Consider the following 15,183-nt stretch of genomic DNA (forward strand, 5'->3'; position numbering starts at 1 on the left):
TTGCGAGGCACGAAGCAATCTCATGAAGTACATCCGCCTTAAGATTGCTTCGTGCCTCACAATGATGATAAGTGATATACCAAAATGAAATACTACCTCGTAGCCGGCGAAGCATCAGGCGATTTACATGGTGCAAACTTAATGAAGGCATTAAAGCTCGAAGACAGTGAGGCTGTGTTTCGTTATTTTGGCGGCGATAAAATGCAGGCCGAAGGGGGCGAGTTAGTAAAGCACTATGCTGATATGGCCTTTATGGGTTTTACGGAAGTAGTGTTGAATTTAAGAACAATTTTTAAAAACCTTAAAAAGTGCAAAGCTGATATTTTAGGCTGGCAACCCGATGTATTGATCCTAATTGATTTTCCAGGCTTCAATTTAAAAATAGCTGAATTTGCCAAAGAAAATAACATCCGGGTTTGTTATTATATCTCTCCAAAAATTTGGGCCTGGAATCAGAAGCGGGTGCTTAAAATCAAAAAGGTTGTTGACCATATGTTTTGCATCTTACCTTTCGAGGTAGATTTTTATAAAGAATGGGGTATGAAAGTGGATTATGTTGGAAATCCACTTTTGGATGAGCAAGCTGCCTTTTCTCCTGATCCAGATTTTATCTCCCAAAACAATTTAGCTGAACAGAAAATCATTGCGTTATTGCCTGGGAGCAGAAAACAAGAAATTGAGCGTTTATTACCGGTAATGCTCAGCATTACAGATCAATTTCCCGCCTATCAATTCGCCATTGCTGCCGCACCAACTTTCGATGAACGTTATTATCAGCAGTTTATAGGCTCCAAAAAAGTTAAACTTTTATTTAATAACACCTATAACTTATTGCATCATGCCCATGCTGCAATTGTGGCCTCGGGCACAGCTACCTTAGAAACTGCTTTGTTTAAAGTTCCGCAGGTGGTGGTTTATCGTGGAGGGGCAATTTCTATTGCTATCGCCAGGATGTTAGTGAAAATTAAATTCATTTCCCTGGTAAATTTAATCGTGAATAAAAAGATTGTAACCGAGCTTATTCAGGAAGATTGTAACACTAAAAAAGTGGGCGAAGAGCTTCAAATTATTGTGGAAGGCGATGGCCGAGAAATAATGCTTCACAACTACCAGGAGTTACTCCGTTTGATGGGAAAACCGGGCGCATCTGCCAAAACCGCGAAGCTGATTTATCAATATTCATCGAAAAAATAGTTTCTCAAAAAAAACTTTTTCATTTTTTTTAAAACAAATGTCTCTTTTAAGCGTTACTAAATCGTTTTGCGTAATTCTAATCGTACCTAATTAATCATCCCTCGCCCTCGTTAATTAAGAGAAAGTTAGACGCATAGCGTAACTAATTATAAACTAAACTAATGAGTGCCAATGAGAAACATTCTACTCAGGATTGCAGGATTCCTATGCCTGTTCCTAATTTCGAGCCCCCTGTTGTTTGCTAAATCGATGGGAGAAACCAAAAGTTTCAATCATTATTATTTTCAGCAAGACACCACAAAAAGAGACACTACTAAAAAGGTCCCAACGCCAGTACCTGCAGATTCTGTTAAGGCACCGGTAAATCCATTAGGTGGTGCAAGTCCGGTGCAGGCAGCACCGCCAAAAGATGGCCCCGCTACTGCACCAGCCAGTGCCGCCGGACAAAAGACAATTACCGGCGTGGTTTTAGACGAAAAAAAAATCGGTTTACCTGGAGTTGGAATCAAAATTCAAGGTAAAACCGGCGGTTCTGTGACTCAAGAAAATGGGCGATTTTCTATAGCTGTTACTGCTCCAACTGATGTTTTAGTATTCAGTTATATCGGTTATCAAACCAAATCTATTCCTGCTGGTAATGGTACAGCACCATTAACAGTCAATCTTGTACCATCAGCTTCGCAAAAATTGGATGAAGTGGTAGTAGTGGGTTATGGTACCCTAAAGGCCAAAGAGGTAACATCGGCAATTGCCACGGTAGATACTTCTCAATTTAGGCAAAGTGGGTCGCGAAACCCGCTGGATTTATTACAAGGTAAAGTTGCAGGTTTGCAAATTACCCGAACGGGCGGATCTAACCCAAATTCAGGTGTAGGTGTGCAGCTTCGTGGGGTAACATCTGTAACGGGTAGCCAAAGTCCGCTAATTGTTATTGATGGAATTCCGGGAGGAAATTTAGATCTTTTGCAGCAAGATGATATCGCATCATTTAGTGTGCTTAAAGATGGCTCGGGTGCCGCAATTTATGGTACAAGGGCAAATGCCGGCGTAATTCTAGTTACCACTAAAAAAGGTAAAGCAGGGCCAGCACGTTTCGATTATTCAGGCTATTTGCGTAAAGAATATTTGTATCAAAGACCAGATTTTTTAACTGTAGATGAATTCAGAGAGAAAATCCGAAGTGGACAGTTCGATCGCCAGGATTATGGTGCTTCGCTTGATCCATTTAATGATTTAGTGAATAAGGAAAACTTAAGTCAGAACCATAACCTTTCTATGTCTGGCGGTTCTGAAAAGACAAGTTACAGGGCCAGTATCAACTATCGCGATTTACAGGGTTTTGCAAAAAATAATCGTCGTACGGAATACGGGATAAGATTGAACTTAAACTCTAAAGGTCTTGACGATAAATTATTTACACAGGTAAACTTATCGACCAATTTTAATAAAGGAGATTTGCTGGGCGGCGGTGGCTGGGAAAATCAGTTAACCAGGAACCCTACCCAATCTTATTACAACCCTGACGGGAGCTGGTTTTTTGATCCGAATGCAACCAACGAATTGGCCAGGTTAGAGCAAGAAACCAACAAAAGACAACAACAAACCAGCTCTATTGATGCTAAAGCAGAATACGAGATTTTTAAAGGTTTCAAAGCTTCCGTTTTTGGTGCCGTTCAACGCAACAGCTACATTGATGGATCATATCGCTCGGTATTTGGCGAATATTCCTTAGAGAATGACATTTATAAAAATGGAGGTTATGCCGCCAGGTCAACTGTTTTGGAGCAGAATTTTAACGTAGAGCCAACTTTACAATATGCAACTACATTTGGCGACGACCACAGCTTGACCGCAATTGGTGGCTATAGTTACCGCTATGAAGTTAATGAGGGTTTTAACGCCGGAAACTTAGGTTTCTTAAACGACCAGTTCCAAGAAAATAATTTAAATGCAGGTAATCAATTGTCTGCTGGTAAAGCATTTCTAGGAAGTTTTAAAAATGACAATACGCTAATTGCTTTTTTCGGAAGGGTGAACTACACCTTCAAAAACAGGTATTACTTACAAGCCATTTTGCGTAGAGAAGGCTCATCACGTTTTGGTGTAAATAATAAATGGGCAAATTTCCCTGCCGTTTCTGCCGGTTGGACAGTTACCGAAGAAAAATTTATGGAGAACGTGAAATGGGTGAATAATTTGAAAGTGAGAGTTGGATATGGCGAAACTGGTAATTCAGGTATTTCGAACTATGCATCTTTGGTAACATTAGGTACCGGTGGAGTTTATCTTTATCCTGATGGCCAATATCGCGAAACCTATGGTCCGAACACCAACCCAAATCCAAATTTGAGATGGGAAAAGAAACAAGAGATTAACTTAGGTTTAGATTTCACGCTTTTTTCGAGCCGTCTTTCCGGATCATTAGATTTGTTTAAACGCGTAACCAAAGATTTATTGGATAATTACGATTCACCACAACCGCCATTTGTGCGTTCGTCGATTTATACAAACGTAGGATCGATTTCTGCAAAAGGTATTGAGCTGGCATTAAGCTATCAAGCCGTTAAGGGAAAAGATTTTAAATACAACATTGATTTAGCTGCAAGTACCACAAGCAATAAATTAGATTCTTATTCAAATAGCGAATATAAAAGAGATTATCTTTCTACATCTGGGATAGGCGGTTTTGGAGATTTAGGTAACTCCATCCGTATTTACGAAGGCGGTAAGATTGGCGATTTCTGGGGTAAACGCTTCGCTGGCTTTACTGCCGATGGAAAATGGTTATTCTTTAATAGAAATGGTCAGCCGGTGAGGAATGACCAAATCAATAACTCATTTAATAGAGATCAAACAGATTTGGCGGTGATCGGTAATGCTATCCCAAAATATTATTTATCGTTAACCAATAGCTTTAATTATAAACAGTTCGATTTGCGTGTTTTCTTAAGAGGTAAATTTGATTACCAAATTTTAAATACTACTGCACTTTCTTACGGTAACAAAGTTTCGGGTACCAATTTGTTAAGTTCTGCATTTGATAAGTATGCTCAGATTAATGATACCTACATGTACTCCGATTATTATATCGAGGATGGTAGTTTCTTAAAAATTGACGAGGTAACCTTCGGATATACTTTCAAGCTGAAATCGAAAAACATCCGAAATTTGAGAGCTTATATCACTGGACAAAACTTGGCCACTTTTACAAAATACACAGGTAACGACCCGGATTTTGTTAAGGATACAGGCTTAGGCCAACCAGCAAACGATGGTGTTTTAGGTGTAGATGGTAGAGGGCCTTACCCAAGCACCTCATCTTTCTTATTAGGTGTAAGCTTTGGATTTTAAACTGAATAACATGAAAACATTAAATAAAATATATTCATCGTGTTTAGCAGCAATGCTGTTAATTACGGCAAACGGTTGTACGAAACTAGATGAGAATTTGTATGATACCATTAGTAGTGAGAATTTTTACACCAACAAAAATGAAATTATCTCTGCTGTTTTGAGGCCATATACGCATGCAAATGCATGGGGAACTTCAGCAGGGCAGGATGGCTGGTGGCGCTTAGCCGAGCTTTCTGCCGATCAACTTGCCTGGCCAACCAAAGGTCGCCACGGTGAGGATGGTGGTAAATGGAAAAGACTACATTACCACACCTGGACGGTTGATGAAGGTGGAATAAATAATGCCTGGTCGCTTATGTATTGGGGTGTGGGTTTATGTAACGTGCCAATCGAAAATTTAGAAAAACGGGATGCTGGACAGTTGGGAATTACTCAACAGGAGAAGGATGCTTTTCTAGCCGAACTTAAGTTGTTCAGGGCTTATCATTATTTAAAATTGATGGATTTGTTTGGTAACATCCCGGTAGTTACTGTGGTTGGAGAGCCAGCTAGGCCATCTACAATGAGCCGAACTGAAGTGTTTAATTTCATTGAAAAAGAAATTAAGGATAATATAGAAAAAGCGCCAAAACTATCAAAAGCCATGTTAGGTAGAATGAGCCAGGCTGGAGGTTATGCCATGCTGGTAGAGCTTTACTTAAATGCTGAAGCATGGACAGGCACTGCCCGTTGGGATGATTGCATCGCAGCTGCGGATAAAATAATTTCCAACCAAGCTGGTGGAATGAACGGCAACATGGCTTTGGATCCTAATATCACCGATCAGTTTAAACCTGATAATGATTTAAGTAAAGAAACTATTTTCTCTGTAGCATACGAATTTCAGAGAGCTAATTTTCAACCAGGTTTTCCAAGCGATTTTTACCACTTTAATCAGCAGTTTATTTATGGCGGAAGTAGAAATGGTAATGATGGTATTGTAGTTGTGCCAGGAAATTTTACCAAGTATGTTGATGCCGATTTAAGAAAAAGAACATGGTTACTGGAAGGTAAAATGACACGTTTTGATAACGGCCAACCACTAATTGCAACTGGTGGAAATGAATATGATGGTAAGCAGTTGGAGTTTGTGGATAATATACAGAAAAATAAAACTGGATCTACTGTTTCTAACATGAGCGAAGGTGAAGAAAACAGCGGTGTACGTTTTAATAAATATAAACTGGGTAATCAAGTTGCAAACGCAACTACACAACCGAGTAATGTTTATAACAATACGGATTGGAACATCTATCGTTTAACATGGATTTATTTTGCCAAAGCAGAAGCTTTAATGCGTAAAAATGGGGGCACGGCCACTGCGGAGGCGGTAAAGTTGATTAACGATTGCAAAGTAAGAGCTTTTGCAGCAGCAGATTGGCCTGCAAATCAATATACAACGACAACGTTAACTTTAGATGAATTGTTGGTAGAGCGTGGACGTGAGTTCATTTTTGAAGGATTCCGTCGCGACGATTTGATACGTTTTGGAAAATTTGCAACAACGGATTGGTGGGATCATAAGCCAACCAATGCAAACAGACAATTATATCCAATACCACAGCAACAAATTGCACTTAACCCAAACCTAAAACAAAATCCAGGTTATTAATTCAACAGAAAAGGCACTTAAATGTGCCTTTTCTGTTTTAACTAAACCTTAACAATCAGGTATGAATATTTTACAAAACCGCAGAACCTAAATCCATTAATATTAAGAAAATATTAATCAAGATGCTTTATATTAGCAAAAATTGAAAAATCCCGGTATAAATACGGGAGACTTATCACAATACATTATCTGAAGCGCTAAAAAATGAAAACCCTTTCCATAAAAGATATCGCCGTTAAGGCAGGTGTATCTATCACAACAGTTTCATTTATCATAAATGGTAAAGCAAAAGAGAAATCGATTAGCGAAGCTGTGATTAAGAAAGTGGAAGAGATTATTAAAGAAAGTGGTTATAAACCCAATCAAATTGCCAGGAGTTTACGTACAGGTAACTCGAACATTATCGGATTAATTATTGAAGATATTTCCAACTCATTCTTTTCCCGTATTGCTCGCTTAATAGAAGATAAAGCGTATAAAAAGGGCTATAAAATCATTTATTCCAGTACCGAAAATGATGTTGAAAAGGCTAAAGACTTAATCAACATGTTTAAATCGAGGAAGGTTGATGGTTATATCATCTCACCTACAAAAGGAATCGAAGAAGATATTAATGCTTTACTGGCGGATAATAAACCTGTGATTTTGTTCGATAGAAATTTATCGGATGTGGAAACTCATTATGTAGGTGCCGATCATTTTAAAGCCTCTTATCAATCTATAGAAAGTTTCATCAAAAATGGTAAGCGAAAAATTGCCCTTGTAACTACTGATATCGATGTAGAACAAATCGTGGAACGTTTTGATGGTTATAAACAAGCTTTGATCGATCATCAGATTACCTATTCGGACGAGCTGGTACTCAAAATTCATTTCAATCAGGATGAAACCGAAACCATAGAAGAAATGAAAAACCTGTTCCTTTCAAAAGAAATCGATGCGGTACTATTTGCTACCAATTATTTAGCCATTAGTGGTTTAAAAGCCCTAAAACAACTTAATAAGCAAATAGGAGATGACTTTTCGGTTATTGCCTATGATGATCATGAGGTTTTTGAACTTCATACGCCTAGTATTTCTGCTGTTCAACAACCCCTCGAAGAAATTGCCGAAACTGTTATACAACTCATTCTAAATCAGCTCTCTTCTAAAGCCAAAGCAGAAAATCAAAAGGTGATTATTCCTGCAAAACTCATTGAAAGATAGTTTCTGTTTCCTGTAACTAAAATGTTGCGTTCCGTCTATTTTAATATGGAATTTAATTCTTTAATATTGGATTAGTAAAACGTTTTATGTTTTAGGCCTAGGTCAATCTCAAATCAATATTTAATTTTTTTTCTTTTAACTTAAATTGAAAGAAAGTGATTTGTCAGATTAGTAAAACGTTTAACGTAACCAAATATTCTGTTTATGAGAAAACTATACTTCTTTGCGTTTTGCTGCATCTTACATTTTAATGTTCAAGCTCAAGATAAGGCTCCAGCTTATCCCTTAATTGCTCACGATACCTATTTAAGCATTTGGTCTTTTGGCGATGGATTAAACAATTCGGTAACCAAACATTGGACAGGCAAAGAACAATCGCTTTTAGGTGTGGCTAAAGTTGATGGCAAGTTTTATCGTTTTCTAGGAGCTGAATCGAAAAACTATAAAACAATTTTGCCAGCTGCCGATGAAACCGGTTACCAGGCTAGTTATACATTTAAAAAGCCGGCAACAGGTTGGAACAGCTTAGGTTTTGATGACAGCGATTGGAAAAAGAATGAGGCTCCATTTGGCGACGATAATACGGCCAAGACAAAATGGAATACAGATGAAATTTATTATCGCAGAAAGTTTTCAGTTAGGAAATCTTCATCAGCTAAAAAATATTTAAAACTTAGTCATGATGACAATGTTATCGTTTATCTAAATGGTAAAACGATTTATGAGAAAGACGGTTGGGTACACGAATACATTTATATTCCTATTGAAGAGGGCATTTTAAATCCTGGCGAAAACCTTTTAGCTATTGACTGTAAAAATACAGCAGGGGGAAGGCATCTTGACGCAGGAATTGTAGAAGAAATTCCGAATGGTTCTCAAGTATTAAAAGCAACACAAACCAATGTAGCCGTTGAAGCCACCAATACCATTTACGATTTTAAATGCGGTGGTGTAAACTTAAAAGTAACTTTCACTTCGCCACTGTTATTAAACGATATCAAATTAACGGCAAGGCCGATTAGCTATATTACTTACGCTGTAAAATCTGCTGATGGGAAAGCACACAAGGTTGATATCTATTTTAGTGCTTCATCCAATTTAGCCGTTAATACGCCTAATCAGGCTGTTTCCGTTTGGAAAAATACCAACAATAATTTATCCATTTTAAAAGCAGGTACGGTAGAACAACCGATTCTAAAAAAGAAAAATGATGATTTACGAATTGATTGGGGGTACATGTATGTTGCTGTTCCAACTAAATTTGGTGCAAAACAGTTCATCGGTAATCAAATTGCGAATTTAAATAGTTTTAAGTCTGGTCAATACCCGCAAGCTTCACAAGCTGTAAATGTTAAAACACAAGATTTGAGCACTGTTATCCCTTTTGGTTCCGTTGGCGCAAAGTCAGTTGAAAAATATGTGATGCTGGGTTATGATGACCTAAAATCAATTGAATATTTCGGAGATCAATTATTGCCAATCTGGAGAACTTCTCCATCAAGCACTTTTGAGAGCCAACTTACACAAGCTAATGATGATTACCCAATACTTAAAGCAAAAACAAAAGCTTTTGATGCTAAGTTAGACGCCGATGCCACTAAAGCTGGTGGCAAGGAATATGCCGATATGTGCAAATTGGCTTATCGCCAAAGTATTGCAGCGCACAAAATTGTCTATGCCCCAAATGGCGATATTTTATTTCTGTCGAAGGAGAATTTTAGTGGCGGTTTTATCAATACCGTAGATGTTACTTATCCATCGGCACCGCAATATTTGCTTTACAACCCTGAATTATTAAAAGGAATGCTCAATGGAATTTTCTACTATTCAGAAAGCGGAAAATGGAATAAGGATTACCCAGCGCACGATATTGGTACTTATCCTGTAGCCAATGGGCAAATTTATGGCGAAGATATGCCGGTTGAAGAAGCGGGAAATATGATCATTTTGGTGGGTGCCATTGCCAAAGCCGAAGGTAATGCCGGTTATGCAGAGAAGCACTGGAAAGAAATGTCGAGATGGGCTAACTATCTTTTGAAAGAAGGTTTCGATCCAGCGAACCAATTATGCACCGATGATTTCGCTGGTCATTTGGCTCGAAACGCGAATTTATCGGTAAAAGCAATTGTTGGCTTGGGTGTTTATGCACAGCTTGCGGAGCAGTTGGGCAAAACAGATGTAGCCTTGAAGTATAGAAATGCTGCATTGGATATGGCCAAAAATTGGCAAAAACTTGCCGATGCCGGCGACCATTACGCATTAACCTTCAATGATAAAAACACCTGGAGCCAGAAATATAACCTGATTTGGGATAAACTATTGAAGCTGAATTTATTTCCGAATGATGTTTACCGCAAAGAAATCAACTACTATTTAACCAAGCAAAATGCTTTTGGTTTACCGCTTGATAGTCGCAAAGCTTATACAAAATCTGATTGGATTATGTGGACAGCAACCTTGAGCGACAATCATCAGGAATTTCAAAAGTTTATCAAACCCATACACAAATTTGCCAGTGAAACTTCGGATAAGGTGCCATTAAGCGATTGGCATGAAACCATCAGCGGAAAAAAAGCGGGTTTTCAGGCGAGGAGTGTGGTAGGCGGATACTTCATCAAAATGCTTGCTGATCACTGGGCTAATAAATAAACAAATTATTCACTTACTAAATAACATAAACGAACAAAAAAACTAACAAACCCATCTGAAAAGATAACTAACCAAGTACAAAACCAACCAATATGAACAAAAAATTTACTAGGCTCATTAAGCTCACGCTTATGACGAAGGAGAGCGCCTGCAAGTTAGGTGCACTATCCTTGGCACTCGGATTAACATTTAATGCATCGGCAAATGCAATAAATATTAATACATCGCCAAAGGCAACAAAGGAACTAAAAGCACCTTTTGCCGACATTGTAATCAGAGGTATTATTAAAGATGAAACCGGAACCCCAATTCCAGGCGCCAGTGTGAAGGTCAAAGGATCTTTAGCTGTTGCGGCTACTGATATAAATGGAGCATTTAGCATCAGTGTGCCTTCAGAATCTTCTGTATTGATCATTTCTTATGTAGGCTACGAGCCAAAAGAAGTAACTGTAGGTAGTCAGAAAAATCTTGCGATTCAACTGGTTCCAAGTTCTAATTCTTTAGAGGAAGTTGCAGTTGTGGGTTTCGGTACGCAACGTAAAGTTTCCTTGATTGGTGCACAATCTACCATCAATTCAAAAGAATTAAAGCAACCCGTAGCAAGCGTAACTCAATCATTAGCAGGTAGAATTGCGGGTGTAGTTGGAGTACAAAGATCTGGTGAGCCGGGAAGAAGTACCGCAGATATCTGGATTCGTGGTATTGCAACTTTTAGTGGTTCTAGTGCGCCTTTAGTTTTGGTAGATGGAGTAGAACGTTCGATTTCGGCAATTGATGCAGAAGATATTGAGTCGTTTACCGTTCTAAAAGATGCATCTGGTACAGCCGTTTACGGAGTTAGAGGTGCAAACGGGGTAATCATTGTTAAAACTAAAACTGGTAAAGTGGGTAAACCTGCCATCTTTTTCGATTATAACGAAGGTTTAAGTACATTCGTTAGACATCCTGAAGCTTTAGATGGTGTTACTTACATGAATCTTGCGAATGAAGCCTTGACGGGAAGAGGTCAGGCTGCAAAATATTCGCAAGACTATATTAACAGAACGGCTTCAGGTGTAGATCCGTTGGTTTACCCTAATGTAAACTGGATGGATGAGTTGTTTGATAAATATAGCAGTACTCGAAGAGCAAACTTAAATGCAAGTGGTGGTGTTGATAATGCCCAATATTATGTCTCCTTAGCGTATTACAACGAAGGTGGTTTCTTAAAAACGGATGATTTGGCCCAATATAATTCAGCATTAAATTATACCCGTTACAACTTCACCAGTAATTTAAATTTAAAGCTGACTAATACCACCAAATTGGATTTAGGCATCCAAGGTTATGTTTCAACGGGTAATTATCCTGGAGAAAATACCGAAAGTATCTTTACATCAGCATTGGATGTATCTCCAGTAGAATATCCAAAAATTTATCCAGGTGGTTTAATTCCAGGTCGTTCTTCTAACGGAGGTTTTAGAAATCCTTATGCTGATTTAACTAGAAGAGGTTATCGTACAGAATTTAGAAATCAATTGTACACCAATATGAGGTTAACTCAGGATTTGAAGATGGTAACTGAAGGTTTAACTGCAACTGCAATGGTAGCTTTTGATAACTATAATGAAAACTTTATCAGAAGATCAAAAAGAGAGAGTACTTACTTCATTAGAGATATTAATAACCCTTACAAAGCAGATGGAAGTTTAGATTTATTTCAATCGTTTACCAGTGGGGGTAACTATTTAAGTTTCGAGCCATCAAGAGGTGGAAACAGAAAGTTTTATACGGAAGGTGCCGTAAACTATGATAGAGCCTTTGGAAAACACCGCGTTGGAGGTTTGATTTTAGCTTACACACAGGATTATACCAATCCATTTGCAGGCGATTTTACCGCTTCAATTCCGGAAAGATTTATTGGGGTTGCCGCTCGTGGTACCTATTCTTATGATGACCGCTATTTTGTAGAAGCCAACTTTGGATACAACGGCTCAGAATTATTTTCGCCAGATAACAGATACGGTACATTCCCAGCTTTCGGAGTGGGATGGATTCCATCAAACGAGAAATTTTGGGAAGGCATGAAAAACACCATTTCATTCTTAAAATTTAGGTACTCTGATGGTATAACCGGTATTGGTAAAATCTCCAATGCTGATTTGGTTGGAAGAAGATTTGCTTATTTGACGTTAGTATCTGATGGTGCTGCCGGATATCAATATGGTAAAGGCTACGATAACGGAATAAGCGGAATTAACGTAACTGATTATGGTGTTGATGTAGTTTGGGCCGAATCGCGTAAGCAAGATTTAGGTATGGAAATCAGAACATTGAAAGACAATCTTTATTTAATTGTCGATTTATTTAAAGAGCAACGTACCGGTATTTTCTTTCAGCGTCAGTCTATCCCAGGTTATGTTGGGTTAACCAATCAGCCTTATGGTAATTTAGGTGAAGTGGATAACCGTGGTATCGATGCGACTTTGGAGTATAACTTTAAAGTGGGTCAAGTTGATTTTGGTGTACGAGGAACCTTTACTTATAATAAAGATAAAATTATTGCTGATGATCGTCCTGCACAACCTTATCCATGGATGAACCGTGTTGGAACGAATGTATTATCAAGATTTGGTTACGTTGCAGAGAAATTATATGATACACAAGCCGAGATCGATGCAAGTGCAGCGCCAGGATCAAAAAGCAATCTACGTCCTGGTGATATCAAATACAGCGATTTAAATGGTGATGGATTAATCAACGATTATGATAAAACTCAAATTGGTAGAGGTGATGTTCCAAATAAAGTTTATGGTTTTGGCTTAAGTGCATCATACAAAGGTTTTGCATTAAGCACGTTTTTCCAAGGTACTCACGGTGCTGACATTATGTTAGGTGGTTCAGGTATATTTCCATTTAATGGTGGTGGCGGTTTAAGTAATGCTTATGAAATTGCAACCGACAGATGGACACCATCAAGCCCAAGACAAGATGCTTTTTATCCCCGTTTAGCTTATGGTGAAGCTGACAATACCAACAATACTTTAGAGAGCTCATGGTGGGTTAAAGATGTTAACTTCTTGCGTTTAAAATCAGCTCAATTGAGCTACAATCTTCCAACAAAATTTGCTGAGAAAATTTATCTAAAAAATGCAGCAATTTATTTGATTGGAAACAACTTGTTAACCTTCAGTGATTGGAAACTATGGGATCCGGAGTTAAATACTGGCGGAAGAGCAAATGGTTCGAAGTATCCAATCACCAAAACATTGTCCTTAGGTATTAATGTTAAATTTTAAGAATCAGAAATCATGAAAAAATACATATTTATTGCATTTGTAGCTTGCTTAACTTTGGCTACATCTTGTAAAAAAGGTTTTCTAGATCAGGTGCCTAATGATAGGCTAACCCTCGAAGAAACCTTTACTAACCGTGCTACGGCAGAAAAATTTTTAGCAAACGTTTACAGTTTAATTCCTGATGAATTTGGTCAAAGAAATCCGGATGTAGGTAGAAGCGCTGGTGTTTGGACAGGCGCATCAGACGAAGCTGAATTTGTTTGGGGCTTTAACCAGGCGAATAACGTAAATATTGGTAGTTGGGATGCAAACTCCGGCTTCGTTAATGGGTATTGGAATAATTTTTACAGAGGTATTCGTTCTGCGAGTTTCTTTATGGCAAACATTGATAAAGTTAGCCAGGATATCACGCCTCAGTTAATCAATCAATACAAAAACGAGGCAAGAGCACTTAGAGCAATTTATTACTTTTATTTAGTTCGTATTTACGGTCCGGTAATCATTTTAGGCGAAAATGTAATCGAACCTGATGCGCCAACTGAAAGTATCCGTTTACCTAGAAATAGCTTTGATGAATGCATCAACTATATCACTTCCGAATTGCAAAGTGCTGCAGATAATTTACCAGTTGCAGCAGGTAACGACAGGGATTATGGAAGAATTACCAAAGGACAAGCATTAGCCTATCGCTTACAAGCTTATTTGTTGGCAGCAAGTCCACTTTTCAATGGCAACGCCGATTTAGCTAACCTTAAAAACAAAGACGGAAAACAACTGATTAGTCAAACCTACGATGCAACAAAATGGAAAAGAGCTTCTGATGCTTACAAGGCCTACATTACCCAGTTTGTACCGGGTACATACAGCTTATTAAGAAAAAACAATGCAGATGGAAGCTTAAATGCTTATTTATCTTGTCGTGATGTCTTTTTAGATAAATTCAATAGTGAAATTATTATGTCCAGATTGGATGCTTCAATTGGTGGCAGGCAATATGAAATGACACCTTACCACAGTGGTTCAAACTCGGAAGTAAGGGGATCTGCAGGCTTAGGCGCAACCCAAAATCAGGTAGACGCTTTTTTTACTGCAAATGGTCGTAGCATTACCGATCCGCTATCAGGTTACGTAACTTCTGGTTTTACTAACTATCAAGCGCCAGGGAGTCCGATTGCAACAGAAACTTATAACCAATGGGTTAACCGTGAACCACGTTTTTATGTAAATATTACCTACCATAACAGTGTTTGGTTGAATACCAGGTTTGGTAATGTGATCACACAATTCAATAACAATGGTAACTCTGGTAAAGCCACTGGTGGTAACGATTATACCGTTACTGGTTATGCGGTTAGAAAAGCAATGGGTTTAGGCAACTGGAATGAGAGTAACCGTGCTGGTATCCTGTATCGTGTAGGTAATTTATTTTTAGATTATGTAGAAGCTTTAAATGAATCTACTCCAGGCGATCCTGATATTTTAAATTATTTAAATCAAATCAGACAAAGAGCGGGTATTCCTCAATATGGTTCAGGTACAGGTCAGATTACGGCTCCGGCAGATCAGGCTGCAATGAGACAAGCCATCAGAAATGAGCGCAGATCGGAATTGGCTTTTGAAAACGTAAGATATTTTGATACCAGAAGATGGAAAATTGCTGAAACTACAGATAATGGACCAATCTATGGCTTAAATATCACTCAAAATTTACCAAACTTTTTAACGGTGATTCCTTTCGAAACCAGAACTTTCACTAAGAGGCATTACTTATTCCCAATTCCTGCAAAAGATGTTAACTCTGATGATTTAATGGTGCAGAATCCAGGTTGGTAGTTTCAGAAATGAAACATC

General features: G+C 38.2%; 7 protein-coding genes. All 7 read left to right on the top strand.

The window, feature by feature from the left end:
* The first annotated feature begins 84 nt into the window (after positions 1 to 84).
* Positions 85 to 1,194: a lipid-A-disaccharide synthase gene (lpxB, locus tag ACZZZC_RS05855; protein WP_463485217.1), complete on the top strand. Its 1,110-nt coding sequence runs from the start codon at positions 85 to 87 to the stop codon at positions 1,192 to 1,194.
* Between the two features lie 249 nt (positions 1,195 to 1,443).
* Entirely contained in the window at positions 1,444 to 4,545 is a 3,102-nt protein-coding gene (locus tag ACZZZC_RS05860; RefSeq protein WP_463485218.1) for a SusC/RagA family TonB-linked outer membrane protein, read from the top strand.
* A 10-nt stretch (positions 4,546 to 4,555) separates the two neighbouring features.
* Positions 4,556 to 6,199, top strand: coding sequence for a RagB/SusD family nutrient uptake outer membrane protein (locus ACZZZC_RS05865; protein ID WP_463485219.1), 1,644 nt, complete (start codon positions 4,556 to 4,558; stop codon positions 6,197 to 6,199).
* 204 nt (positions 6,200 to 6,403) lie between these two features.
* The gene (locus tag ACZZZC_RS05870; RefSeq protein WP_463486717.1) at positions 6,404 to 7,405 is read left to right on the top strand and encodes a LacI family DNA-binding transcriptional regulator; all 1,002 of its coding nucleotides are present in this window, start codon (positions 6,404 to 6,406) and stop codon (positions 7,403 to 7,405) included.
* A gap of 204 nt (positions 7,406 to 7,609) precedes the next feature.
* The gene (locus ACZZZC_RS05875; protein WP_463486718.1) at positions 7,610 to 10,054 is read left to right on the top strand and encodes a glutaminase family protein; all 2,445 of its coding nucleotides are present in this window, start codon (positions 7,610 to 7,612) and stop codon (positions 10,052 to 10,054) included.
* A 92-nt stretch (positions 10,055 to 10,146) separates the two neighbouring features.
* A complete protein-coding gene (locus ACZZZC_RS05880; protein ID WP_463486719.1) occupies positions 10,147 to 13,332 on the top strand; it encodes a SusC/RagA family TonB-linked outer membrane protein in 3,186 nt (1,061 codons plus the stop codon).
* 12 nt (positions 13,333 to 13,344) lie between these two features.
* Positions 13,345 to 15,165: a RagB/SusD family nutrient uptake outer membrane protein gene (locus ACZZZC_RS05885; RefSeq protein ID WP_463486720.1), complete on the top strand. Its 1,821-nt coding sequence runs from the start codon at positions 13,345 to 13,347 to the stop codon at positions 15,163 to 15,165.
* Positions 15,166 to 15,183: the final 18 nt, after the last annotated feature.

Source organism: Pedobacter sp. AC212 (assembly GCF_979258625.1).

Bases quoted from the DNA above. Each gene is read 5' to 3' on its own strand.
- ACZZZC_RS05860 (WP_463485218.1), top strand. From the start codon at position 1,444: ATGGGAGAAACCAAAAGTTTCAATCATTATTATTTTCAGCAAGACACC.
- ACZZZC_RS05885 (WP_463486720.1), top strand. From the start codon at position 13,345: ATGAAAAAATACATATTTATTGCATTTGTAGCTTGCTTAACTTTGGCT.
- ACZZZC_RS05870 (WP_463486717.1), top strand. From the start codon at position 6,404: ATGAAAACCCTTTCCATAAAAGATATCGCCGTTAAGGCAGGTGTATCT.
- ACZZZC_RS05865 (WP_463485219.1), top strand. From the start codon at position 4,556: ATGAAAACATTAAATAAAATATATTCATCGTGTTTAGCAGCAATGCTG.
- lpxB (WP_463485217.1), top strand. From the start codon at position 85: ATGAAATACTACCTCGTAGCCGGCGAAGCATCAGGCGATTTACATGGT.
- ACZZZC_RS05880 (WP_463486719.1), top strand. From the start codon at position 10,147: ATGAACAAAAAATTTACTAGGCTCATTAAGCTCACGCTTATGACGAAG.
- ACZZZC_RS05875 (WP_463486718.1), top strand. From the start codon at position 7,610: ATGAGAAAACTATACTTCTTTGCGTTTTGCTGCATCTTACATTTTAAT.